At 73.2% G+C, this 23,420-nt stretch carries 26 protein-coding genes and 1 riboswitch; of the genes, 11 read left to right on the forward strand and 15 right to left on the reverse strand.

Annotation, left to right across the window (positions count from 1 at the left end):
* Positions 1–25: 25 nt before the first annotated feature.
* Positions 26–601, forward strand: a complete 576-nt coding sequence (locus tag ABZ801_RS28510; protein ID WP_360703423.1) for a carboxymuconolactone decarboxylase family protein — start codon at positions 26–28, stop codon at positions 599–601.
* Positions 598–1,566 (forward strand): RNA polymerase sigma-70 factor, encoded by a 969-nt coding sequence (locus tag ABZ801_RS28515; RefSeq protein ID WP_360703426.1) that lies wholly within the window; start codon positions 598–600, stop codon positions 1,564–1,566. Before ABZ801_RS28510 ends, ABZ801_RS28515 begins: the two co-directional genes overlap by 4 nt.
* 18 nt (positions 1,567–1,584) lie before the next feature.
* Here ABZ801_RS28515 and ABZ801_RS28520 read toward each other — a convergent pair whose 3' ends face one another.
* Positions 1,585–2,097 carry a hypothetical protein gene (locus ABZ801_RS28520; RefSeq protein ID WP_360703429.1) on the reverse strand — a complete coding sequence of 171 codons (513 nt, stop codon included), beginning with the start codon at positions 2,095–2,097 and terminating at the stop codon, positions 1,585–1,587.
* Between the two features lie 39 nt (positions 2,098–2,136).
* On the opposite strand from ABZ801_RS28520, the gene ABZ801_RS28525 reads away from it, so the two are divergent.
* Complete coding sequence (locus ABZ801_RS28525; RefSeq protein ID WP_360703432.1) at positions 2,137–3,075, forward strand: CoA ester lyase; 939 nt, start codon at positions 2,137–2,139, stop codon at positions 3,073–3,075.
* Between the two features lie 106 nt (positions 3,076–3,181).
* On the forward strand, positions 3,182–4,612 hold the full coding sequence (locus ABZ801_RS28530) for a lysostaphin resistance A-like protein (protein WP_360703435.1): 1,431 nt from the start codon (positions 3,182–3,184) through the stop codon (positions 4,610–4,612).
* A 13-nt stretch (positions 4,613–4,625) separates the two neighbouring features.
* Here the strand turns inward: ABZ801_RS28530 and ABZ801_RS28535 are convergent, their stop codons facing one another.
* Positions 4,626–5,087 carry an NUDIX domain-containing protein gene (locus ABZ801_RS28535; RefSeq protein ID WP_360703711.1) on the reverse strand — a complete coding sequence of 154 codons (462 nt, stop codon included), beginning with the start codon at positions 5,085–5,087 and terminating at the stop codon, positions 4,626–4,628.
* Between the two features lie 104 nt (positions 5,088–5,191).
* Between ABZ801_RS28535 and ABZ801_RS28540 the strand changes: the two genes are divergently transcribed.
* The 4 genes from ABZ801_RS28540 (at position 5,192) to ABZ801_RS28555 (ending at position 8,384) form a co-directional block, all read left to right on the forward strand.
* Entirely contained in the window at positions 5,192–5,839 is a 648-nt protein-coding gene (locus ABZ801_RS28540) for a DUF6758 family protein (protein ID WP_344953991.1), read from the forward strand.
* A 15-nt stretch (positions 5,840–5,854) separates the two neighbouring features.
* Positions 5,855–6,697 (forward strand): PHP domain-containing protein, encoded by an 843-nt coding sequence (locus ABZ801_RS28545; protein ID WP_360703439.1) that lies wholly within the window; start codon positions 5,855–5,857, stop codon positions 6,695–6,697.
* Positions 6,698–6,760: 63 nt separating this feature from the next.
* The gene (locus ABZ801_RS28550) at positions 6,761–7,471 is read left to right on the forward strand and encodes an MBL fold metallo-hydrolase (RefSeq protein ID WP_360703442.1); all 711 of its coding nucleotides are present in this window, start codon (positions 6,761–6,763) and stop codon (positions 7,469–7,471) included.
* Positions 7,472–8,145: 674 nt separating this feature from the next.
* Positions 8,146–8,211, forward strand: a riboswitch (guanidine-III (ykkC-III) riboswitch).
* A complete protein-coding gene (locus tag ABZ801_RS28555; RefSeq protein ID WP_360703445.1) occupies positions 8,193–8,384 on the forward strand; it encodes a hypothetical protein in 192 nt (63 codons plus the stop codon). Its footprint overlaps the riboswitch before it by 19 nt.
* 45 nt (positions 8,385–8,429) lie before the next feature.
* Here the strand turns inward: ABZ801_RS28555 and ABZ801_RS28560 are convergent, their stop codons facing one another.
* Together ABZ801_RS28560 and ABZ801_RS28565 are read right to left on the reverse strand one after the other, a co-directional pair.
* On the reverse strand, positions 8,430–9,338 hold the full coding sequence (locus tag ABZ801_RS28560; protein WP_360703447.1) for an oxygenase MpaB family protein: 909 nt from the start codon (positions 9,336–9,338) through the stop codon (positions 8,430–8,432).
* Between the two features lie 137 nt (positions 9,339–9,475).
* Positions 9,476–10,372: an alpha/beta hydrolase gene (locus tag ABZ801_RS28565; RefSeq protein WP_360703450.1), complete on the reverse strand. Its 897-nt coding sequence runs from the start codon at positions 10,370–10,372 to the stop codon at positions 9,476–9,478.
* Positions 10,373–10,441: 69 nt separating this feature from the next.
* On the opposite strand from ABZ801_RS28565, the gene ABZ801_RS28570 reads away from it, so the two are divergent.
* Positions 10,442–11,131 carry a glycerophosphodiester phosphodiesterase gene (locus ABZ801_RS28570; RefSeq protein ID WP_360703453.1) on the forward strand — a complete coding sequence of 230 codons (690 nt, stop codon included), beginning with the start codon at positions 10,442–10,444 and terminating at the stop codon, positions 11,129–11,131.
* 229 nt (positions 11,132–11,360) lie between these two features.
* The gene (locus ABZ801_RS28575; RefSeq protein WP_360703456.1) at positions 11,361–11,555 is read left to right on the forward strand and encodes a hypothetical protein; all 195 of its coding nucleotides are present in this window, start codon (positions 11,361–11,363) and stop codon (positions 11,553–11,555) included.
* Between the two features lie 196 nt (positions 11,556–11,751).
* Here the strand turns inward: ABZ801_RS28575 and ABZ801_RS28580 are convergent, their stop codons facing one another.
* From ABZ801_RS28580 to ligD (ABZ801_RS28620), 9 genes are all read right to left on the reverse strand, one after another.
* Positions 11,752–11,907 (reverse strand): hypothetical protein, encoded by a 156-nt coding sequence (locus ABZ801_RS28580; RefSeq protein ID WP_360703459.1) that lies wholly within the window; start codon positions 11,905–11,907, stop codon positions 11,752–11,754.
* Positions 11,908–12,119: 212 nt separating this feature from the next.
* A complete protein-coding gene (locus ABZ801_RS28585) occupies positions 12,120–13,655 on the reverse strand; it encodes a DEAD/DEAH box helicase (protein WP_360703714.1) in 1,536 nt (511 codons plus the stop codon).
* 538 nt (positions 13,656–14,193) lie between these two features.
* A complete protein-coding gene (locus ABZ801_RS28590; protein ID WP_360703462.1) occupies positions 14,194–14,475 on the reverse strand; it encodes a hypothetical protein in 282 nt (93 codons plus the stop codon).
* Positions 14,476–14,691: 216 nt separating this feature from the next.
* Positions 14,692–14,925, reverse strand: coding sequence for a DUF3107 domain-containing protein (locus ABZ801_RS28595; RefSeq protein WP_344954011.1), 234 nt, complete (start codon positions 14,923–14,925; stop codon positions 14,692–14,694).
* A gap of 32 nt (positions 14,926–14,957) precedes the next feature.
* Positions 14,958–15,578 (reverse strand): TetR/AcrR family transcriptional regulator, encoded by a 621-nt coding sequence (locus ABZ801_RS28600; protein ID WP_344954013.1) that lies wholly within the window; start codon positions 15,576–15,578, stop codon positions 14,958–14,960.
* A 137-nt stretch (positions 15,579–15,715) separates the two neighbouring features.
* Positions 15,716–15,910: a hypothetical protein gene (locus ABZ801_RS28605; RefSeq protein WP_344954015.1), complete on the reverse strand. Its 195-nt coding sequence runs from the start codon at positions 15,908–15,910 to the stop codon at positions 15,716–15,718.
* A gap of 62 nt (positions 15,911–15,972) precedes the next feature.
* Entirely contained in the window at positions 15,973–17,337 is a 1,365-nt protein-coding gene (locus ABZ801_RS28610; RefSeq protein ID WP_360703467.1) for an NAD(P)/FAD-dependent oxidoreductase, read from the reverse strand.
* A gap of 135 nt (positions 17,338–17,472) precedes the next feature.
* The gene (gene ligD / locus ABZ801_RS28615; RefSeq protein ID WP_360703470.1) at positions 17,473–18,372 is read right to left on the reverse strand and encodes a non-homologous end-joining DNA ligase; all 900 of its coding nucleotides are present in this window, start codon (positions 18,370–18,372) and stop codon (positions 17,473–17,475) included.
* Positions 18,362–19,336 carry a non-homologous end-joining DNA ligase gene (ligD, locus tag ABZ801_RS28620; RefSeq protein WP_360703473.1) on the reverse strand — a complete coding sequence of 325 codons (975 nt, stop codon included), beginning with the start codon at positions 19,334–19,336 and terminating at the stop codon, positions 18,362–18,364. Before ligD (ABZ801_RS28620) ends, ligD (ABZ801_RS28615) begins: the two co-directional genes overlap by 11 nt.
* A 183-nt stretch (positions 19,337–19,519) precedes the next feature.
* Here ligD (ABZ801_RS28620) and ABZ801_RS28625 point away from each other — a divergent pair, with 183 nt between their 5' ends.
* The gene (locus ABZ801_RS28625; RefSeq protein ID WP_360703476.1) at positions 19,520–20,458 is read left to right on the forward strand and encodes a Ku protein; all 939 of its coding nucleotides are present in this window, start codon (positions 19,520–19,522) and stop codon (positions 20,456–20,458) included.
* Between the two features lie 40 nt (positions 20,459–20,498).
* On the opposite strand, the gene ABZ801_RS28630 is transcribed toward ABZ801_RS28625, so the two are convergent.
* Together ABZ801_RS28630 and ABZ801_RS28635 are read right to left on the reverse strand one after the other, a co-directional pair.
* Positions 20,499–21,020, reverse strand: coding sequence for a superoxide dismutase family protein (locus ABZ801_RS28630; protein WP_344954025.1), 522 nt, complete (start codon positions 21,018–21,020; stop codon positions 20,499–20,501).
* Positions 21,021–21,215: 195 nt separating this feature from the next.
* Positions 21,216–23,384, reverse strand: a complete 2,169-nt coding sequence (locus ABZ801_RS28635; RefSeq protein ID WP_360703479.1) for an MMPL family transporter — start codon at positions 23,382–23,384, stop codon at positions 21,216–21,218.
* Between the last annotated feature and the right edge of the window lie 36 nt (positions 23,385–23,420).

Raw genomic sequence — 23,420 nt, forward strand, 5'->3', positions numbered from 1 at the left:
GGAGACGACCGCGAAGGAGGCCGCCGTGGCCCGTATCTCCCTGGACCCTCCCAAGACCCTGCGCTACCGGCTGTTCGCGTGGGCGGTGCGCCGCAAGTTCGGCAAGGATCTCGACCCCATGCGGGCGATGGGCCACCACATGGGCGTGTTCGCCACCTACGGGATGCTGGAGATGGGGGTGCTGCGGTGGAAGGCGCTCCCGCACCGGCTCAAGGACCTGGCGGTCATGGCCGCCGCGGTGCACGTGGGCTGCGCGTGGTGCGTGGACTTCGGCACCTGGGAGGCCAACACGCACGGGATTCCGCTGGCCAAGCTGGAGGCGGTGCCGCACTGGCGCGACAGCGGCCTGTTCACCGAGGAGGAGCGCCTGGTGATGGAGTACGCCGAGGCGATGACCGCCGACCCGCCGCAGGTCACCGACGAGCTGGTCGAGGCGCTGCGCCGCCACCTGGACGAGCGCCAGCTGGTGGAGCTCACCATGTGCGTGGCCGTGGAGAACATGCGCTCCCGCTTCAACCTGGCCGCCGGGCTCGTCGGGCAGGGCTTCAAGGACAACTGCGAGATCCCGGCCGGACGGCTCGCGAAGGAGGCCACGGCATGAGCGAGGACCCGGCGGAACCCGCGGGCGGGACGGCGGAACGCCCGGACGGGGAGGCGGCGCAGCACGCGGACGGGGCGACCACGCGGCTGTTCGAGGAGCATCGGGGGCTGCTGTTCTCGGTGGCGTACCGGATGCTGGGCACCGTCGCCGACGCCGAGGACGCGGTGCAGGACGCCTGGCTGCGCTGGGCGTCGGCGGACCGCTCCGACATCCAGGACGTCAAGGCGTATCTGGTGCGGGTCGTCAGCAACATCGCGCTGGACCGGCTGCGGTCGGCGCGGGCGCACCGGGAGGCCTACGTCGGCCCGTGGCTGCCCGAGCCGCTGCTGACCTCCCCGGACGTGGCCGAGGACGCCGAGCTGGCCGAGTCGGTGTCCATGGCGCTGCTGGTGGTGCTGGAGACGCTCAGCCCGCTGGAGCGCGCGGTGTTCGTGCTGCGCGAGGTGTTCGGCTTCTCCTACGCCGAGATCGCCGAGGCCCTGGACCGCAGCGAGACGTCCGTCCGGCAGCTCGGCACCCGCGCCCGCAAGCACGTGGAGGCGCGGCGGCCCCGGTTCGCGGCGGACGGCCGGGAGCGGCGCGCCGCCACGGAGCGGTTCTTCGACGCGGTGCTCGGCGGCGACATCAACCGGCTGATGGAGACCCTGGCGCCGGACGTGGCGCTGTGGACCGACGGCGGCGGCAAGGTCCGCGCCGCCCGCCGCGTCATCCACGGCGCCGACAAGGTCGGCCGCTGGCTGCGTGCGGTGTCCAGCTCTCCGTTCGGGGGCGTGGAGCCGCGGGACTGGGTCGTCCGGCGCGTCAGCGTCAACGGCGAGCCGGGGCTGCTCGTCGAGGGCCCGGACGGTCCGTTCACCGTCGTGACCGCCGAGGTCGACACGGCCGGCACCGTGACCAAGGTGCTGATGGTCGCCAACCCCGACAAGCTGCGCGCGCTGGCCGAGGGCCGCCGCCTGCCGATGTGACGCCGGACCCGCCGGAGTTCAGCGGTCGGCCCTGCGGCGTTTGCCGCCCATCAGGCGCGGGGGCGGGCCGGCCGTGGTCGCCGGGGTGGGCACCGGGCGGACGGCGGCGTACTCGTCGTCGTATCCGCCCGGTGCCTCCATCACCTCGTCGGTGGGGGAGAGCCGCACGACGTACGACTCCTCCGCCCAGCGCTCCACCTGTCCCTCATGGGTCGCCGCGTTGAGGCGTTCCTTGGCCAGGACGGAGGTGACCTCGTCCCACAGGTCCGTGCCGGGTCGCACCTGCTCGCAGGCGGCGACGAACGACACCAGCCGCCCGCCCTTGTCCTTGCTGCGCAGCGTCACCCGCACCCGGTCGGCCTCGGGCAGGCCGGGCAGGGGCTGCTCGCCCTCGCCGCCGGTCAGAACGTAGGCCGCGCCGTCGTGCCACACGTGCCAGGCCGCCCGCGGCTGCGCCAGCCCCGGCAGGTGCAGCCACATCAGCCCGGACTTCTTGGCCGCCTCCTCCACCAGCGCCTTCAGCTCGCCCATGCCCTCAGCGTCTCACACGCCCCCCGGTAGCATCCGGCCATGCGGTCACGACGTACCACTCTGGCGGTCCCCGGCAGCAACCCCCGGTTCATCGAGAAGGCGCAGGGACTCCCGGCCGACGAGGTGTTCCTGGACCTGGAGGACGCGGTCGCGCCCTCGGCCAAGGAGGACGCCCGCAAGAGCGTCGTGGCGGCGCTGAACGAGGGCGACTGGTCGGGCAAGGTGCGCGTCGTCCGCGTCAACGACGTGGAGACCCCGTGGGCGTACCGGGACGTGATCGAGGTGGTGGAGGGCGCCGGCGCCAACCTGGACTGCGTCATGCTGCCCAAGGTGCGCGACGCCTCCCACGTGCAGTGGCTGGACCGGCTGCTCACCCAGATCGAGCTGGCCATGGGGTACGAGCCGGGACGCATCGGCATCGAGGCGCAGATCGAGGACGCCCGGGGCCTGGCCGGGGTGGACGAGATCGCCGCGTCCTCGCCCCGCCTGGAGACCCTGGTGTTCGGCCCCGGCGACCTGATGGCCTCCCTCAACATGAGGACGCTGGTGGTGGGCGAGCAGCCGCCCGGCTACACCGAGGGCGACGCCTACCACTACATCCTCATGCGCATCCTCACCGCCGCCCGCGCCCACGACCTGCAGGCCATCGACGGGCCGTACTTCAACGTCCGCGACGTCGAGGCGTTCACCCGGGTGGCGCGGCGCTCGGCGGCGCTGGGCTTCGACGGCAAGTGGGTGCTGCACCCGGCGCAGATCGAGGCGGGCAACGAGGTCTTCTCGCCCACCCAGGAGGACTACGACCACGCCGAGCTGATCCTTGAGGCGTACGAGTACCACACGACGGTGGAGGGACGCGGCGCGGCGGTGCTCGGCGACGAGATGATCGACGAGGCGTCCCGCAAGATGGCGCAGGTGATCGCCGCTAAGGGCCGGGCCGCGGGCCTGACGCGCACCCGGCGCTTCGAGCCGCCGTCCTGATCTCGGCGCGGAGGACATCGGGCGACATCGCGCGCTGTGGCGCGAAAGGCACTGACCGGCACGTACGATTCGTCCCAGGTGCTGGTCGTCACGAGGGGGTTGTTCGGTGCCGGATCCAGCGGACGCCAACGGCTGGGCGCCACCTGACGACCCCGGATCGTCCCAGGGGCCTCCGCAGGCGCAGCCCTACCCCCAGCCTGTGCCGCCCCCGTACACCGGCCCCCAGCCGTACGGGACGCCTCCGTCTCAGCCCTACGGCGCGCAGGCCCAGCCCTACGGTGCCGCGCCGCAGGCCTACGGCTCTCCCTACCAGCAGCCGTACGGCTACCCGGGGTACGGCTACCCGGGTTACGGGCCGCCGGTCAAACGGCCGTGGACGGTGCCCGTCCCGGACGGGGTTCCCTACCACCGCATGGCCCGCAACGCCGTGCACCGCTGGTGGCGGCCCCTGGTCGGCACGCTGACGATCCTGGGCGGCGCCCTGTGCGCCATGCTCGCGCTGACGATCGTCGGGACGGTCGTCTACGTGCTCGCCACGGGAGAGATGCCGGAGCCCTCGCAGTCGGCGACCTCGTTCTTCGGTGACTCCACCGCGGACCTGACCTTCAACCTGGCCGCCCTCGCGGTGCTGTTGCCGGTGGTGCTGCTGGTGCCGTGGTGGGTGCAGCGGCGCCGTCCCGGCACGCTGTCGTCGGTGGCCGGGCGGCTGCGCTGGCGCTGGCTGCTGGTCTGCGGCGGCCTGGCGATCGGGTTCTGCCTGGTGTCGTTCGGCACCTCGTCGGTGGCGGGCCAGTTCGCGGCGCCGCCCAACGGCGGCGGCGAGGATCACTGGGTCGGCTGGGGCGAGTTCCTGCTGCCCGCCCTGATCATCATCGCGCTGGTGCCGTTCCAGGCGTCGGCCGAGGAGTACGTCTTCCGCGGCTGGCTGCTGCAGGCGGTCGGCGCGTGCACGCTGGAGAACGGCACCGGGCGCGTCGCCCGGGCGCTGAGCGTGGTGTTCCGCACCCCGTGGCCGGGCATCGTGGTCGGCTCGGCGCTCTTCACTTCCGGGCACGGCTATACCGGCTGGGGCATCCTGGACATCTTCGTCTTCGGCGCGGTCGCCGGATGGGTGACGGTGCGCACCGGCGGCCTGGAGGCGGCCATCGCCGTCCACGTGTTCAACAACCTGATGGCGTTCCTGCTGCCCGCCGCCGTCGGCAAGCTGGACATCGAGCAGGGCGCGATCCCGTGGCAGTACGTCGTGGCGGACGTCGCGCCGATGCTGCTGTACGCGGCCGTCGTGGCGTGGCTGGCGCGCAAGATGCGCATCCAGACCGTCACCGGGGGCTCGGACCAGCCGAACGCCTCTGTCGACGCGCCGCCGTCCACCGGCGTCCCAGGCGCCACGGTGGGAAGCGTCCCCGGCGCGCCCAGCGGCCACGCTGTCCCGGGCGGACACGGTGTCCCAGGGGAGCAGGGCGTACCCGGCGGGCACGGATTCCCGGCCGGGGGAGGGCAGGGCGTGCCCGGCTGGCCCGGCGCCCCCGGCTCCTAGCCGCGCGCCGTCCCTACGGTGCGTCGCGTACGGCGCCGCCGGAACCGGCGAACGGATCCACCGGGGGTAGTGGCATCCCGGGGACGACCAGCACGCCCCACTCGGTCAGGGCCTGCACCAGACCGGGGGACGTGGGCAGGCGCAGCAGTTCCTCGGGCGTGACCCAGCGGACGTCGGCGGCGTCGTCACCGGCGGTCAGGCCGCCGCCGATCGGCGTGGCCAGGTAGTCGAAGATCTCGTAGACGACGCCGCCGGGCCCGGGGCGTTCCACCGAGCCGACCAGGGGGCCGACCGCCACCCGCAGACCGGTCTCCTCGCGCAGCTCGCGCGCGACCGCGGTCACGTCCGTCTCGCCCGGCTCGACGCGTCCGCCGGGCACCGACCACCGTCCGGCCGCGGGCGGCCGGGCCCGCCGCACCAGCAGCAGCCGCCCCTCGTGGTCGCGGACGATCCCGCCCACGCAGCGCACCCGCATGGCCACCCCCTCGCACCCCTCCGCCTATTTTGTCCTGGTTTTGCGATCCGGGCCACCGGGCGGACCTTGACGAGAACGGGGTCCGGCACGCACTGTGGGTAACCATGAGGGCGGAGCCCACGTGCCCGCGCTGCGGCAAGCGTGTCGGTGCGCCGAACCTCTGGTCGAGCGACTGGAGTTGCCCCGTGCACGGGGCGGTGCTGCCGCGCCAGCCGTCCCGCAGACCCGAACCCGAGGGGCTGGCCGCCGCCGTCCGCGACTCCCGCGTCCCGGTGTGGACGCCCTGGCCGCTGCCGCTGGGGTGGCTGGTCACCGGCTTCGTCACCGTGGGAGACGAGCGCACCGGCACCCGCGCGTCCGCCGTGGCGGTGTCCGGGCCCGGGCTGGTGAGCGGCCTGGCCGACATGCTGCTGGTCGCCGAGGAACCGGGCATCGGGCTCGGCGCGTACTACGCCGGGCTGGCCGGCCCCGACCCCGGCGAGGGCTTCGACAACGGGCCCCCGCACGTCAAGGTCGAGGTCAGCGGCCCCTTCGCGGTGTGCGACCACTCGGTGCCGATGTGGTCGATCCCGGGCGGCCCCGACCGCGCCGTCTACGTCGGCGAGGCCATGGGCAACTGGCTCTGGGTGATCCTGTGGCCCGCCGACGCCGGAGTCCTCCTGGTCGACCGCACCCACCTGGTCGACCTGCGCGACCCCGGCATGGAACTCGATCTTCCCTACGGCGCCTTCTGCCCCCGTCTCGACGCCTGAGTAGCCTCCTGCCGTATGCGCATCGACCTGCACTGCCACAGCGACGCCTCCGACGGCACCCGCCCGCCCGCCGAGGTGGTCCGGCGCGCCCGCGCGGCCGGGGTGGACGTCCTCGCCCTCACCGACCACGACACGGTGGCGGGCTGGGACGACGCGGCGGCGGCCCTGCCGCCGGGGATGACGCTGGTGCCCGGCGTCGAGCTGTCGTGTCGGCAGGACGGCGCCAGCCTGCACCTGCTCGGCTACCTGTTCGACCCGTCCGCCCCCGACCTGGCCGCCGAGCTCGCCCGGATCCGCGCCGACCGGGTGATCAGGGCGCGGACCATGGTCGAGCGGCTGCGCGGGCTCGGCGTGGACGTCACCTGGGAGCGGGTGCGGGAACTGGCCCGCGGCGAGGCCGTCGGACGGCCACATGTGGCCCGCGCGATGGTCGAGGCCGGGGCGGTGCGCACGCTGGACGAGGCGTTCACCCCCGACTGGATCGGGGCGGGCGGCCGCGCGTACGCCGACCGCTACGCGCTGGACCCGGCACGGGCGGTCCGGCTGATCCGCGCGGCGGGCGGCGCGGCGGTGCTGGCGCATCCCAGGGCGCGCCGCCGCGGGTACGTGTTCGGCGACGCCGTGGTGGAACGGCTGGCCGAGGCCGGGCTCGCCGGGATCGAGGCGGACCACCCCGATCACGACGCGTCCGACCGGGCCCGGCTGCGGGACCTGGCGTCCGCGCTGGGCCTGTTCGTCACCGGCTCCAGCGACGACCACGGCGCGGCGACCGGCGACCGCATCGGCTGCGAGACCACCTCGGCGGCCGCCTACGCGGCGCTGCTGGACGCCGCCGCCGGCGCCGTCCGCACGGGATGAAAGGCCCGCGGCTCCCCGCGCGGTCGTCCCTGGCTCGCGGACGCGCGCGATAGGGTGCGGAACGTGGACGCGCGCATCGATCAGGTGGTGACCACGGGGAAGGTCACCCTGGACGACGAAGAGTACGAAGTCGAGAGCAACACCTACATCGTCGGAGACGACGACGAGGTGATCGTGATCGACCCCGCCAACGACGCCGAGGCCGTGCTGAAGGCGGTCGGCGAGCGTGAGGTCATGGCGGTGATCTGCACCGACGGCAACGAGCACAAGCTGTCGACGGTGCTGGAGGTCGCCGCGGCCGGCGAGGAGGACGAGGAGAACTGGGCGCCGATCGCGCTGCACCGCGGCGACCGGCTGCTGTGGCGCGACTTCTTCGGGCGGCTGGCCCGCGAGGAGGAGGACGAGGACGACGCCACGGCGCTGCGCTCCCTCGAGCCCGACATCTGGCTGGAGGACGGCGGCGTGTTCGAGATCGCCGAGGCCCAGCTGGAGATCGTGCACACCCCCGGGCACACCCCCGGCAGCGTGTGCGTGATCAGCGAGCAGCTCGGCGTGCTGTTCTCCGGCGACACCCTGCACCGCGGCCGCCCCGGCGCGATCGGCGGGGTCTACGACGACCTGCGCAAGCAGCTCAACTCCATCGGGGCGCTGCTGACGCCGCTGCCCAAGGACCTGCGGGTGCTGCCCGGCCAGGGCGACGAGACCACGGTGGGGGAGGAGGACGCCCGCTGGGAGAGCTGGGGCGCCCTCGCCCGGGACGGCGAAGACGCCTGACCGCGGTCGCGTCGTGGGTGCCGAACAGCTGCCGCTGGCGGGCATGCCCCAGCGGCTCTACACGTGCACGCCGTCACGGCTGAACTCCTGGCTGGACTGCCCCCGCCGCTACCGGATGACCTACCTGGACCGTCCGTCCCCGCCCAAGGGGCCGCCGTGGGCGCACAACAGCCTGGGCGCCAGCGTGCACAACGCGCTGGCCGCGTGGTGGCGGCTGCCGCGGGCCGAGCGCACCCCCGAGACGGCGGGCACGCTGCTGGTGCGGGGCTGGCTCACCGAGGGGTTCCGGGACGCCGAGCAGTCCGGCCGCTACCGCGAGCGCGCCCGCGAGATGGTGGAGCGCTACGCCGCCCGGCTCGACCCCGACGACGAGCCGGTGGGGGTGGAGCGCACCGTGGCGACGCGCACCGACCGCATCGCGGTGTCGGGCCGCATCGACCGGCTGGACGACCGCGGCTCGGAGCTGGTGGTCGTCGACTACAAGACGGGACGGCACGTCCTCACCGCCGACGACGCGCGCGGCTCCCTGGCACTGGCGTTGTACGCGCTGGCCGCGTCCCGCGTGCTGCGCCGCCCCTGCCGCCGCGTCGAGCTGCACCACCTGCCCAGCGGCGAGGTCGCGGTGTGGGAGCACACCGACGAGTCGCTGGGACGCCACCTGCGCCGCGCCGAGCAGATCGCCGCCGAGGCGGCCGCCGCGGACGAGGCGTACCGCACCCGGTTGAAGAACGCGGTGCCCCGGCCGCGTTCCGGTGAGGGCGGCCCCGTCACCGTCCGGCACGACCCCTACGACGAGCACTTCCCGCCGCGTCCCGGGAGCCTGTGCTCGTGGTGCGACTTCCTGAGGCATTGCCCGGAGGGCCGGCAGGCCGCCTCCCCCAAGGAACCCTGGGCGGCCCTTCCGGAAGCCTGAACCGGGGCCCGGGACCAAGGTGTGGGGCCGGGCCGTGCGCCGGGGTCAGGCCGCCGCGACCTTGCGGCGCGCGGGCCAGCGGCGCGGGTCGCGCAGCCCGTACAGTCCGCGCCCGACGTCGTAGCCCTCGGCGGCCAGCCGCAGCCGGGCGCGTTCCAGCATGTCCCGGGTGGGCTTGGCGAACGCGTAGTCGTGCACGCGCTCGGGCACCGAGTTCATCGCCAGGCGGAACGAGCGCAGCGCCGCGGTCACGGCGGGCCGCGGCACCTCCGGCAGGATCCCGTACATGGCGCGGGCCCAGTCCGGCAGCGAGTAGTAGCACAGCGCGCCGAACGGGACGTAGCCGGGCTTCCCGGCGTTCAGGAACCGCAGGTTCTCCGGCAGGTTCGGCCACAGCAGGAACCGCACCGCGGCCCTCGCCTCGTCGGTGACGCGCAGCACGGGCCGCGTCTCGGCGAAGTACGCCTCCATCTCGGCCACGCTGCCGGGCACCTCGTCGGCGTGCAGGCCCACGTAGGTCGCGGTGTGCCGCTGCTCGTCCAGGTACCGGTCGGCCATGGCGTCCGTCAGCGGCAGCCCGGCGCGGCGCGCCACCTCCAGGTAGGAGTACACCTCGGCGCAGTGCACCCACAGCAGCAGCTCGGGCTGGTCGAGCCGTTCCCTCCTGCCGGTGTCGTGGTTGAGGATGCGCAGGCTGCGGTGGATGCCCCGGACCCGGGCCGCCAGCGCGTCGATCTCCTCAGGGCTGCCGAAGGTGGCGGTGCCCACGAAGTCGGCGGTGCGCCGCAGGCGGCCGAACGGGTCCTCCTGGAAGGTCGAGTTCTGCCACACCCCCCACATCGCCACCGGATGCAGGGCCTGGAGCATGAGGCCGCGCACCCCGCCGACCCACATCGACCGGTCGATGTGCACCCGCCAGGTCACGCTCTCAGGGGGCTGGACGGTCGCCGGCATTCGCCACCTCGCCAAGGGTCGCCGATGAGACAAACTTCAGTAAGTGTGTCATTACATCCGCGGGGCGGCATCCCCCTGTGACGAGCCTCACCACAGGGGCCGGTGTGTTCGCGGAGCGAGGTCGCGGAGGGCGGGGGTCAGAAGGACGACCCGCAGCGCCACCGCCGCTCGGAGGCGTTCCAGAAGTCGGTGAGGGCGCCCGCGGTGGTCTCCGGCGCCTCCACGGCGGGCGAGTGCGCGGCGCCCGGGATGACGACCTTGGCCGCGTCGAGCCGTTCGGCCATGGCGGCCTGCTCGCGCGGGTCCCACACGTCGTCGTCCTCGCCGTACAGCACCAGGATCGGCAGCCCGGCGTCCTCGGCGGCCTTGGCCAGCTCGTCCACCCGGTCGGGCGCCGTCAGCAGCTCGGCGGCCATGGTGCGCAGGCCCAGCTCGCAGTTGCCCAGCGTGCGCGCCCGGAGAAAGTCGACGATCTCGGGGGCCAGGCCGCGGGAGCGGGCGTCCGGCTCCAGGCTGAGCGTCCAGATGCGGTCCATGCCCAGCTGCGGGATCGCCTCCATCAGCGCCCGCGCCTTGGCCGCCGACGGGCCGTCCACGCCCGCGGGGCCCGAGCTCATCAGCGTGTAGGAGATGAGCCGCACCCGGCCCGCCAGCACCGTCTCCCTGGTGACCAGGCCGCCGAACGAGTGGCCCACCAGGTGCACCGGGTCGGGGCCGAGGGCCTCCGCCAGCGCCGCGACGTCCTCGCCGAGCGCGGCACGGGTGTAGAGGGACGGGTCTTCGCAGCCCGGGGACTCGTACTGGCCGCGCATGTCGACGGCCACCACGCGGCGCCGCCCGGCGTTCGCCAGGGTCTGCAGGACGGCGAGGAAGTCCTCCTTGCTGCCGGTGTAGCCCGGGACGAGGAGGGCGGGGCAGTGTTCGGCTACGCCCGAGCCCGGCATGCCCTCAAGGGCGGCGAACCTGCCACGGGAGGTCTCCACGTAGGTCCGACGCACGTTCGGGGGCAGGGTCAGGAACCGGGGCGTACTCACAGGGTGCCACCATACTAAATATGCATTCTGGAACACCGGCGAAGCTCGTTCGGTGGTAGCGTCACCGACGTGACGGCCATCTCCGCGCACCGCCGGGACGCGGCGGGCCTGGCGGGTCTGCGGACGGCGATCGCCTCTGGTGCAGAGTATGTCGAACTCGACGTGCGCCGCACCGCCGACGGCGAGCTGATCGTCCATCACGACCGGACCGTGGGCGGGCTGCCGCTGAGCCGCTGCACCTACGAGCGGGTCCGCGCGCTGGCGCCGCGCCCCGTACCCCGGTTCGCCGACGCCCTGCGCATGATGGCGGGCCGCTCCCTCGGCCACCTGGACCTCAAGGAGCGCGGCTGCGAGCACGAGGCGGTCGCGCTGGCCCTGGACGTGCTGGGCCCGGGCCGCTTCGTGGTCACCACCGGCGAGCCCGCCTCCGTCGCCACGATCAAGAACACGTTCCCCACCGTGACCACGGCCCTGTCGGTGGGCCGCGGCCTGTGGGAACGCGGCGCCGTCGGCGACTTCGCGCCGGTGCGCCCGCTGCTGGACTCGGGCGCCGACATGGTCGCCCTCAACCACCGCCTGGCCCGCGTCGGCGTGCTGCGCCAGTGCGCCCGCGCCGGAGTGCCCGCCATGGTCTGGACGGTCAACGCCCGCGCGCTGATGCGCCGCTTCCTCGCCGACCCCCGGGTGGCCGTGCTCGTCACCGACCACCCCCACACGGCCCTGCGCCTGCGCGACGCTCACACCTCCCGACGAGGCTGACCCGAGCCAGAGGATCAGTCGCCGCGCGCCGGCGGCCGCACGGGCGCGGACCTGCGACGCCGACCAGCAACGACCGCTGACCGCCCCCTGCCGCGTCTCCGCCGGCCCCCTGGAACGCGCCGTGCAAGCAGTGCCTTGCCAACCGGTCCTTTGTGCGGACGGTTCCAGGAAGCGTCCTCGCCTTCTGAGGACGTGGTTTCACTAAGGCCCAACAAAAGGAGAATTCGGCATGAAGAAGCGGATTGGCTCTGTGGCCGCCGTGGTGGCCACGGTTGCGCTGGGGGTGCCCTCCCTCGCCGCCTGCGAGGAGGACCGCCGCTGCGTGGACGCCGCGGGCGAGCCTGTGGCGGAGTCCCACTGCGAGGAGGGCGACCCCGACTACTCGTGGACCAGGTACGGTTCCAGGAGGGGGCACCGCCGGTGATGTAGTCCGAGGCGAGCGGCCTAGGCGGCTCGTTGAGGATGATCCGGAGGCCCCGCGCGCACCGCGCGCGGGGCCTCGCGTTTCCTGCGTGTGTTCAGCTCTCCGTGTGTGGAATCACCCTGCCGCCGCCCGACATGGAACAGGCCCGGCTCGCGTCGGGGGCGAGCCGGGCCCATTTGAGTAGAACTGCGGCCTACTACCGCCGTTCCCGGATGCGCCTGTTGGGGATCTCCAGATCTTCGGTCTCGATTCCGCCGACCTCACGGCCGTCCGGCAGTGTGACCGGCGTGGTCTTCACTCCCTTGATCTTGATACCCGGGGCCTCGATGCTGGGTTTGCGTTGACGACCCATTGCGTTCTCCCTTCTTGCGTTGGCGCTCGCCACGATTGATGCGCCGACGCGTACCGTCCGGAGCGCGGGGCCGTTCGCAAGTATGGGAGGTGATCCCTGTGGGCGGGCATGGGAAAGCCCGACGAAGGACTGGGCCGTTCGTCGGGCGGGATGGGTCGGTTTGTGACGGGGCGTGGCAGGCGGCGACGTCCCGTGGAGTAGGTTCCGTCAGGTCAGACGGTCTGGGTGCTCTCGTCGGCGGTGACGGGCTTGCCGCCACGGGTGCGGCGACGGCGGCGGGTGCGGCGGGGCTCGGTGGCCACGGCCTGCACCACGTTGTCCGCGGCCTCGTCGGGCCGGTCGGACGCGGGACGCTCGCCGGACGCGGGACGCTCACCGGACGCCGAGGCGTCGTTGTGCCCGCCCGCCGAGTCGACCGGCTGGCCGGCGCGGGTGCGGACGCGGTTGCGCTTGCGGCGCCGCGGGCGCGGACGCTCGCGGTCACGGTCACGGTCACGGTCACGGTCGCGGTCACGGTCGCGCACCGCCGAGCGGGTGCGGCCGGTCTCGCCGATGTCCTCCAGCTCCTCGGCGGCCAGCCCGGCGCGCTCGCCACGCTGCTCCTTGGGCAGCGTGCCGGTGACGCCCTTGGGGATGCCGAGGGCCTCGTAGAGGTGCTCGGAGGTGGAGTAGGTCTCCTCCGGCGCGGCGAACGGCAGGTCGAGCGTGCCGTTGATCAGCTTCCAGCGCTGCAGGTCGGCCCAGTCGACCAGGGTGACGGCCGTGCCGGTGCGGCCCGCGCGGCCGGTGCGGCCGATGCGGTGCACGTAGGTGTCGGCGCTGTCGGGGCACTCGTAGTTGACCACGTGGGTGACGTCGTCGACGTCGAGCCCGCGGGCCGCCACGTCCGTGGCCACCAGCACGTCGATCTTGCCGTTGCGGAACGCGCGCAGCGCCCGCTCCCGCTGGCCCTGGCCGAGGTCGCCGTGCACGGCGGCCGCGGCGAACCCGCGGTGCGACAGGTCGCTCGCGACGCGGTCGCAGGCCCGCTTGGTCTGGCAGAACACCATGGTCAGCCCGCGGCCCTCGGCCTGCAGCACGCGGGCCAGCACCTCGGGACGGTCCAGCTGGTGGGTCTGCCACACGTGCTGCACCACCTGCGGCGTGGCGTCCGGCTCGGAGTGCGCCTCGGCCCGCACGTTGGTGGGGCGGCGCAGGTAACGGCGCGACAGCGCGACGATCTCGCCGGGCATGGTGGCCGAGAACAGCATGGTCTGCCGCGCCTGCGGCAGCAGGTCGACGATGCGCTCGATGTCGGGCAGGAAGCCCAGGTCGAGCATGCGGTCGGCCTCGTCCAGCACTAGCACGTCGATGCGGGACAGGTCCAGGTGCCGCTGCTTGACCAGGTCCAGCAGGCGTCCCGGGGTGCCGACGACGACGTCGACGCCCTCGCGCAGCGCCTCGATCTGCGGCTCGTAGGCCCGGCCGCCGTACACCGGCAGCACTCGCGTGCCCAGCTTGCCGCCGGCGACCAGCAGGTCGTCGGTGACCTGCATGGCCAGCTCGCGGGTGGGGGTCAGCACCAGCCCGCGCGGCCGGGTGCCGCCGTGCTCGATGCGCTGCAGGACCGCCACGCCGAACGCCAGCGTCTTGCCGGTGCCGGTGCGGGCCTGCCCGATGATGTCGTGCCCGCCCAGCGCGATCGGCAGGGCGAGCTCCTGGATGGGAAACGCGTCGACGATGCCCTCGGCTGCGAGGGCATCGGCTATCTCGGGGACGACCCCGAGTTCGTGGAACGTAGTCAGGGCTTCCAGCCTCCAAAGTGCGGGGTCGACGCTCGCTCGCGCGGCGCAGCTGCAGAAGCCACGATCCGCACCGGCCGGGCGGTGCCCCGCCGGTCGTGTCGCGTGGCCGCGCGCTCGCGCGGGAGGGACCAGCCGTCAGTCAAAATTTCCCCGGTGACCGCGTCAGGGGTAGCGCAGTCACTCGCTGTGGCTGCGTGCGGTCACACTCCGCGACGCAGTGTACCGACCATGGTTTCTCTACACCAATAGCCGATCTGAAGTGGCAACACCGCGCACTCCCGCGAATATTCCCGGGTCGTCGGCATCGTCCAAGATCGGACGTGCCGCGGACCCGGAGTAAACCCCCGCGGACTGGCCAGGAACGGACAGTCCCGGGACGCGGAAGGAAAGGGCGAAGCCCCCGCTGGGCAGGTGCGGGGGCTTCGCCGGAACGCCGGAGGGCGGCCGTTCGCGGGGGTCGGTCGGTCCTCCGGCTCAGGTGGCTCCGGGGGGCGGCGGGCCGTCAGTACGTGCGCCGCCCGGTGCGCCACCGGCCGCGGCCACCGCCGCCGGTGAAGGTTCCGCTGATCAGCGCCACCGCGATCGCGGCGATCACCACTGCGAAGATGAACGCGATCACGGATCCGGCCCCGAGGGCGTTGGACACCATGCCGCCGAGGATCGCACCGGCGATCCCGACGAGGAGCGTCAGCAGGATGCCCATCGGGTTGCGCCCGGGCACCAGCAGCCGGGCCAGGGCGCCGATCACGGCACCGATGACGATGAACCAGAGAATCGTCAGCATTCTCGATCACCATTTCGTCGTCCTGGGCCGCTGCGGAGGCGCGCGGCCCGCGGTCGGTGGTCGATGTGCCCGTCATGAGCGTTTCAAACAAACCCCAGGTGACCGGGCCCAGGCGGCGGAGCGGAGGCCGGATCCCGGAAAGGACGAGGCCCCCGCACGCAAGCCGACGGCTTGCGAACAGGGGCCTCCATCTGATCGACGGCGCGCCCGGTGCGCTCAGGTGTACTGCGAGCCGAACCCGACGGCGCGGTTCTCCTCCTCGCTGATCTCCAGGTAGCCGACCCGGTCGGCCGGGACGACCACCCGCCCGCCCCGCTGGTCCGTCAGCACGAACACGCCGGCGTCGTCGGCCAGCGCGTCGGCCAGCGCCTGCTGCACCTCGTCGGCCGACTGCGCGGTCTCGACCACGAGTTCCTTGGGGACGGACTGGACACCGATGCGTACCTGCACGCGTTTCGCTCCCTCGAAGAGGTGTGTGGGGGTCAGCTGGTGCGGGGGAAGCCGGAGATGCCGCGCCAGGCCAGGCGGGCGATGATCTTCTCGGCGGTGTCCTTGGGGATGGCCCGGTGCTGCGACAGCCAGTACCGCGCGCTGACCTCGGCCATGCCGACCAGGCTCATGCCGAGCAGATGGGCCTCGTCCGGCGGCGCGTCGGTGTCCTCGGAGATCACCTGGGCGATCAACTCGGCGCACTGCTGGTTGGTGCGCTCCACCCGGGCCCGCACCGGCGCCACGTTGCGCAGGTCCGACTCGAACACCAGGCGGTACGCCTCGCCCTCGCCGGCCACGAAGTCGTAGAAGGCGGCGATGACCGCCTGCACGCGCTGCTTGTTGTCCGTGGTGGACTCCAGCGCGTCGCGCACCGTGCGCACCAGGGCCTCGGCGTGCTCGTCCAGCAGCGCCAGGTACAGCTCCAGCTTGCCGGGGAAGTGCTGGTAGAGCACGGGCTTGCTGACGCCGGCGCGCTCGGCGATCTCGTCCATCGCCGCGGCGTGGTAGCCCTGGGCGACGAACACCTCCTGGGCCGCGCCGAGCAGCTGTCTGCGGCGCGCCAGCCGCGGCAGCCGCGTGCCGCGGGGGCGGGCGTCCGGGGTCGCGGTCACCACACTCTCCGATCACCGATCGATGCGACGGCGGGGCGGTCGGCCCCTCGGTCGTCGCTGGACGTTGATCCCATCATCGTACGCGCCGGTAACCTCAGGGGTCACGGTCGACGCCAAGCACGATCGTACGCTCACGCTCAGCGGTATTCGTCCTCGTCGAACTCGACCTCCAGGCTCTGTTCGGTGGCGTCGGCCTCGTTGGCGTCCAGCGGCACCTGCGGCGGCCACTGCGGCCGCTCGTCGTCCTCGCGCAGCGCGGCGCGCTGCTCGGCGGCGTCGGCCTCCGGCTCCTCGTCGCGCAGAACCGGCTCGGGGCCGTTGGTCTCGGTCATGGCAGACTCCTTCCCATCGATCCCCATCCCGATCGACGTCCCCATCGACGTCGACATCGGCGTCACAGCCGCCCCGCCAGCTCCCGCAGCGGCGCCTCCAGCGCCTCGCCGAACGTCGGAAAGGCGTGCACGACGTCGGTGAGCAGCCCCAGAGGCGTCTGCGCCCGGATGGCCAGGGCGATCTCGCTCATCCACTCCTCAGCGTAGAGCCCGACGGCGGCCGCGCCGATCAGCAGCCCGCGCGAACGGTCGGCGTACAGCTCGACCCGGCCGCGGTCGTCGGCCTCGACCGCCGCGCGGGTGGTGGCCGCGAGGTCGTACCCGGCGGTGAGCAGATCCATGCCGCGTTCCTCGGCCTGGGCGGGCGGCAGGCCGACCGCGTAGACGGCCGGGGTCGTGTAGACGACGCGGGGCACGGCCCGGTAGTCGGCCTCGCGGCGCTTGCCGAGCACGTTGGACACCACCACGCGGGCCTGGTAGCGGGCAGCGTGGGCGGTGCGCGCCACGCCCGTCACGTCGCCCGCGGCCCACAGCCCACCCGGCAGGTCCGGCGTGTCCGTCTCTGGGGCGCCGTCGCCGAGCGTGACCGCGCAGGTCTCGTCCACCGCGAGGGGCTGACCGGGCGTGACGGCGACGCCCAGGTTCTCCAGGCCGAGGCCCTCGACGCGGGGCCGCCGCCCGGACGCCAGCAGGATGCGGTCGGCCGCGAGCACACCGCCGTCCGCCAGCCACAGCCGGGCCCCGGCGCCGCCGTCGCCGCGCGCGACGCGGACGACCTCGGACCCGAGCCGCAGGTCCACGCCGATCCGGCGCAGCGCGTCGGCCAGGATCTCGCCGGTGAACGCCGCCTCGGCGGTCAGCAGCCGCCCGGCCGGCTCGACCAGCGTGACCTGGGAGCCGAACGCCGCGTACACCTGCGCCATCTCGCAGCCGACGGGACCGCCGCCGAGCACCACCAGGCGGCGCGGCAGGTCCGGCACGGTCAGCGCCTCGTCGCTGGTCCAGGTGGGGGCGTCGGCCAGGCCCGGCACGGCCGGGACGACCGGTTCGCTGCCGGTGCTGACCACCAGGTCGGTGTAGCCGTGCTCGGCGCCGTCCACCTCGATCGTTCCAGGACGCGTGACGCGGCCCCAGCCGCGCAGGACGGTCACGCCGTCCTCGGCCATGCGCGCCACGACGCGGTCGTCGTCGAGGTGGCCGGTGACCTCGTCGCGCCGCGCGATCGCCAGCTCCCAGGTCTCGCCCCGCCGGGCCGACAGCAGCAGCGACTTGGACGGCACGCAGGCGAAGTACGGGGACTCGCCCCCGACCAGGCGGTTCTCCACGAGCGCGACGTCGCGTCCGCTCTGGGCGAGTTCGGTGGCCACCAGCTCGCCCGCGGTGCCCCCGCCCAGCACCACGACGTCGTAGTGATGGTTGCGCTCCAACTGTCATCCCTCCACGCCGGTCACGATGTCCCCCATCGCATCCATGGTGGCGGAAGCCGGTATCCCTGCGTGCCGGTTCGAACACATAGGGCTCCGGGCAGGAGGTCCAGGCGTCCGGGCGGGGGCCGACGGCGTTCAGGGCAGGGGCTGGCGGCGCTCCAGGAGGGGTTCGAGCAGGTCCCCGTGCTTGTCGACGCGTTCGAGGACCTCCTCGGGCGTGAACGTCAGGTCGTCGGGCTTGCGGGCGTCCTCCAGCTCGTCCCAGGTGACCGGGGCCGACACCGACGGCCGGTGCGCGGCGCGCAGCGAGTACGGGGCGACCGTGGTCTTGGCCGGGTTGTTCTGGCTCCAGTCGACGAACACCTTGCCCCTGCGCAGCCGCTTGTCCATCTTGCTCACCACCAGGTCGGGGTGGTCGGAGGCCAGGATCTGCGCGGCGCGCTTGGCGTACTCGGACGTGCGGTCGTCTTCCTTGATCGGCACGTAGAGGTGCAGCCCCTTCTTGCCGCTGGTCTTGGGGTAGGACTCCAGTTCGTCGGCGGCCAGCAGGTCGCGCAGCAGGCACGCCACCCGGCAGGCGTCGACGACCGTGGCGGGCGGGCCGGGGTCCAGGTCGAACACCATCAGGTCGGGGCTGTGCTGCCTGCCGCGCGGCCCGACCTTCCACTGCGGCACGTGCAGTTCCAGCGCGGCCAGGTTGGCGCACCACACCAGCGTGGGCAGGTCGTCGACCACCACGTAGTCGATGGTGTCGCGGCCGCGCGAGCTGCCCGGCGAGGAGATCGTGGCGGTGCGGATCCAGCCGGGCGTGTAGGACGGGGCGCTCTTCTCGAAGAACGACTCGCCGTCCACGCCGTCGGGGTACCGGATGCGGGTGAGGGGGCGGTCCTTCAGATGCGGCAGCAGCACCGGCGCGACGCGCGCGTAGTAGTCGAGGACCTCGCCCTTGGTGAACTCGGGATACAGGTTCTTGTCCAGATTGGACAGCCGCAGGTCGCGGCCCTCCACGTGCACGCCGAGCTTCTTAGGGGTCACGGATCACCTCTAGTGGGTCCTTGTCGTCACGCAGCCCGCGCCAGGACGGGAAGCGCAGCCGCCCGTCACGCGTGCGCAGGCTGTAGGCCACCTCCCCGACCAGCCGCGGTTCAACCCACTGGGCGTCGCGGGCGTACTCGCGGGGGATCGCCTCGTCGAACGGGCTGCTGGGACGGCGCAGCGGCCACAGCGTCCCGTACAGCTCGTCCAGGGCCCGGTCGGTGAAGCCGGTGCCGACGTGCCCGACGAAGCACAGCCGCCCCTTGCCGTCGTACTCGCCGAGCAGCAGCGACCCCAGGCCGCCCTCGCGCCGTCCCCGGCCCGGCTTCCACCCGCAGACGACGACGTCGCGGGTCTGGAAGTGCTTGACCTTGCGCCAGAAGTCGACGCGGCGGCCCGGCCGGTAGGTGGAGTCGAGCCGTTTGGCCATCAGCCCTTCGAGCCGCTGCTCGCGGGTGAACTCCAGCAGCTCGGCGACCTGGGCGGCGTCGCCGCCGTGCAGGTAGGGCGGCGCCTCGACGGGGCCGGCGGTGGTCAGGTCCAGCTCGGCCAGCAGCGCGCGCCGCTCGGCGTAGGGCCGGTCGTACAGCACGTGCCCGTCCAGGTACAGCAGGTCGAACACCACGTACCGGACCGGCACCTCGCGGATCAGCCGGGGGTCGGGACGGCTGACGTGCATGCGCCGCTGCAGCCGTTCGAAGCTGGGACGGCCGCGGTCGAACGCGACCACCTCGCCGTCCAGCACCACGTCGTGGTGCGGCAGCAGGTCGGCCAGCCCGGTCAGCTCGGGGTAGCGGCGGATGAGCTCGGTGGCGCGCCGTCCGGTGGCCCGCACGCCGTCGGCGGACACGTAGGCGATGACGCGGACGCCGTCCCACTTGATCTCCAGAGCCCACCGCCCGGTGTCCTCGGGCAGGTTCCCGGTCTCGGCCATCATCGGCCGGACCGGCCACGGCATCGTCATACCCGCGTCTTACCCGGGGCCGACCGGACGGAAAAGGATCAGTGCGCCGGGACGGCGGGTGTTCGGCACGCCGGAAGAGGCGGGACGCCGGGCGCCGGACGGCACGTGCGGAGTGGAGGGGCCCTGGCGCAAACCGGGGGTCCTTGCGACGCTAGTGCGGAGATCTCGGGGTAAGGACTGGTCATGCGCAGTATCTGGAAGGGCGCCATCTCGTTCGGTCTGGTGACGATCCCGGTCAAGGTGTACTCGGCGACCGAGCAGCGGGACGTCTCCTTCCACCAGGTGCATCGCACCGACGGCGGACGCATCCGGTACCGCCGGGTGTGCACCGTCGACGGCGAGGAGGTCCCGTACGCCGACATCGCCAAGGGGTACGAGCTGCCCAGCGGAGAGATCGTCGTGCTGACCGACGAGGACTTCGCCGAGCTGCCGCTGTCCACCAGCCGCCGCATCGACGTGCTGCAGTTCGTGGCGGAGGAGGAGGTGGACCCCATCTACTTCGCCAAGTCGTACTACCTGGAGCCGGACGCCCAGGGCACCAAGCCGTACGTGCTGCTGCGCGACGCGCTGGAGGAGTCGGGCCGGGTGGCGCTGGTGAAGGTGGCGCTGCGCCAGCGCGAGTCGCTGGCGACGCTGCGCGTGCGCGACGGGGTGTTCGTCCTGGAGACCATGCTGTGGCCGGACGAGATCCGCACCCCCGACTTCCCGTTCCTGGAGGAGGACATCGAGGTCCGCAAGCAGGAGCTGGCGATGGCGACGTCCCTCATCGAGACCATGGAGGGCGACTTCGACCCGACCGAGTACAAGGACGCCTACCGCGAGGCGCTGCAGGCGGTCATCGAGGCCAAGGTGGAGGGCCGGGAGGTGACGCGGCCGGAGGAGGCCGCCGAGGAGGAGCCCGCCGCCGACCTGCTCAGCGCGCTGCGCGCCAGCGTCGAGGCGGCCAAGAAGAGCCGCGGGGAGAAGAAGGCGCCCGAGCCGGGGAAGAAGGCGGCGTCGTCCGGCGGCCGGACGGCCAAGGCCGCGTCCGCCAAGAGCACGTCGGGCAAGAGCGCGCCGGGCAAGGGAACGGGCAAGAAGACGGCGGCCAAGCCGTCGTCGCGGAGCCGCAAGAGCGCCTAGCCGCGACGGGCCTGGCCGCCGCCGTCCGGGACGGGCCCGGTCAGAACGGGACGTTCGTGCAGACGAGCCGGTCGCCCGCGTCTCCGGTCCGGTGGTTGGTCGGCTTGGCGTGGATCACGATCGATCCGGCGTGGCCCTTGCCGACCCGCCACGGCACCCTGGCCATGGAGCGCGCCGTGCCGTCGCGCCGGACCTTGAAGTCCAGCCAGATCTCCTTGGCGCGCACCGGCGTGCCGCGCCCGGCCCTCGGGTGCTGGTAGTGCGGGCCCGCCGCGGCGGGCTTGCGGCCGCACTTGTTCTTGTGGACGTGGACGCCCAGCGTCCTGCCCACGGCCTTCCTCGGCAGCCCGGCCGCCTGGAGCCGCACGGTGGTCGAGCGCTTGCCGTACGACACCTGCGCCCAGGTCTTCGTCTTGGCGTAGCGGGGATCCTTGTAGACGTACGTCGGGCCCTGGGCCCGGATGTCTCGCACCTTCGCGTCGGCGAGGGCCGGGGCCGTCAGCAGGCCCAGCGCGACCCCCGCCGCGGTGAGCGTGACGGCCGTGCGCCGCACCAGTGTCATGGTCGTCTCCCTGTTCACCCTGTGTTGTCGTGACGTCACGCAGACGTCACACGCAGACCTGATCATGCCCCCGACGACAAGATCAATGCATGCATCCGAGGGGGTGGCGGATCGTGTCGTCCACCGTGCTGAGCTGGAGAAACGTCCTGTTTGCGGTGCGGTGTCCGGCGTATCCGGGCATGGCCCCAGGGCCGGTCAGGTGCCGGCGGGCTCCAGCGGGCGGACGGCGGGGGCCGGGCCGTCCTCCTCGCGGATGCCGTAGCGGCGGTAGACGCGGGCGAGCGGTCCGGGAGCCCACCAGTTGGCGCGGCCGAGCAGCCGCATCGCGGCCGGGACGAGCAGCCCCCGCACGATCGTGGCGTCGATGAGCACCGCGGTGACCATGCCCACGCCGGTCATCTTGATGAACGAGATGCCCGAGGTGGAGAACGCGCCCATGACCACGATGAACAGCAGGGCCGCGCCGGTGATCACCCCGGCGCTGCGCTGCAGGCCGGAGGCGACCGCGGCGGTGTTGTCGCCGGTGGCGTCGTAGCGTTCGCGGATCCGCGACAGCAGGAACACCTCGTAGTCCATGGTCAGCCCGAACAGCATGGCCAGCATGAGGATCGGCATCGCCGGGTCGAGCGCGCCGGTGGCGGTGAAGCCGAGCGGGCCGGACAGGTGCCCCTCCTGGAAGATCCACACGATGACGCCGAAGGTGGCCGACAGCGACAGCATGTTGGTGACCATCGCCTTGAGCGGCAGCACCACCGAGCCGAACGCCAGGAACAGCAGCACGAACGTGGCGCCGCCGACCGTGACCGCCAGCAGCGGCATGCGTGCGCCCAGGCCGGACAGCTGGTCGACCAGCGCGGCGGTCTGCCCGCCCACGTACACCCGCGTCCCCGGCGGGGCGGGCACGTCGCGCACCCGCTCGACCAGGTCGCGGGCCTGCGTGGAGATCGGGTCGCCGGTGTAGCGCAGCGAGATCTTCGCCGTGGTGCCGGCGGCGCCGGTGACGGCGGCCTGGGTCACGCCGGGCACCTGGCCGAGCCGCCGCGCGTACGCGGCCGGGTCGGTGCGTCCGGACACGACCACCTCGATGGGGGCGGTGGCGTTGCGCGGGAAGTCGCGTTCGAGCGTCTCGGTGACGACGCGCGCCTCCGTGCCCGCCGGCAGGGCCTTGCCGCCGACGCCGCCCCAGCTGATGCCGAGGAACGGGGCGCCCAGCGACAGCAGCACGACCATGGCCCCCACCAGGTACAGGACGGGACGCCGCATCACGCTCTGGGCGAGCCGGTACCAGCCGCCGCCCCCGCCGGCGGCCCGTGCCGACGTCCGGCGGCGGCGCCGGATCGGCAGGGCGTTGACCCGGGGGCCGAGGACGGCCAGCAGCGCGGGCAGCACGGTCAGCGCGGCGACCATGCAGACCACGACGGTGGCGACGCCGCCGAAGCCCATCGAGCGCAGGAACATCTGCGGGAACAGCGTGAGCCCGGCCAGCGACACCGCGACGGTGACGCCCGAGACGGCGACGGTGCGCCCGGCGGTGGCCATCGTCCGCGCCAGCGCCTCCTCGGTGTCGCGGCCCGCGGCGAGTTCCTCGCGGAACCGGCCTACGACGAACAGCCCGTAGTCGATCGCCAGGCCGAGGCCGAGGAACGTGGTGATGTTGACCGCGAAGATCGACACGTCCGTGCCCAGGGTGAGCAGCCGCAGGGCGGCGAACGAGCCCAGGATCGCGATCCCGCCGACGACCAGCGGCAGGCCGGCCGCCACCACCCCGCCGAAGATCACCGTCAGCAGGACCAGCAGCACCGGCATGGACAGCATCTCGGCGCGGGCGATGTCCTCGCTCACCCGGTCGTTGATGGCGACCTCGGTGGCGACCGCGCCGCCCAGGCGCGCGGTGCCCGCCGCGCCCGCCGGGTGGCGCAGCGCGTCCTCGACGTCGGCGAAGTTCTCGGCGCGCCGCTCGGAGTCGGCGCCCGCCAGCCGCAGCACGGCGTAGGTGGCGGTGCGGTCGCGGCTGACCAGGTCGGGCGAGCCGGTGGACCAGTGCGTGACGACGCCCGCGACCTTGTCCTTGGGCAGCGCGGCCAGGGCGCCGGTCACCGCGCTCCGGAAGGCCGGGTCTTCGATCGTGCGGCCTTGCGGCGCCCTGTACAGGACGACGACGTCGGCCTCGTCGCGGCCGAGGTCACGTTCGGCGATCTCCGCGGCGCGGGCGCTCTCGCTGCCGGGGGTCTCGAAGCCGCCCGCGCCGGTGAGGGCGCCGAACACGCCGGTGCCCCAGACCGCCGCGGCCACCAGGGCGAGGGCGCCCAGCACGAGCACGGGCCGCCGGCGCCGGTACGCCAGCCTGCCCCACCGTTCCAACATGGGATGCCTCCTCGCCGTGACTGAGCGTCACTTCAA

It is taken from the genome of Actinomadura sp. NPDC047616, from assembly GCF_040642915.1.
GTDB lineage: Bacteria > Actinomycetota > Actinomycetes > Streptosporangiales > Streptosporangiaceae > Spirillospora > Spirillospora miaoliensis.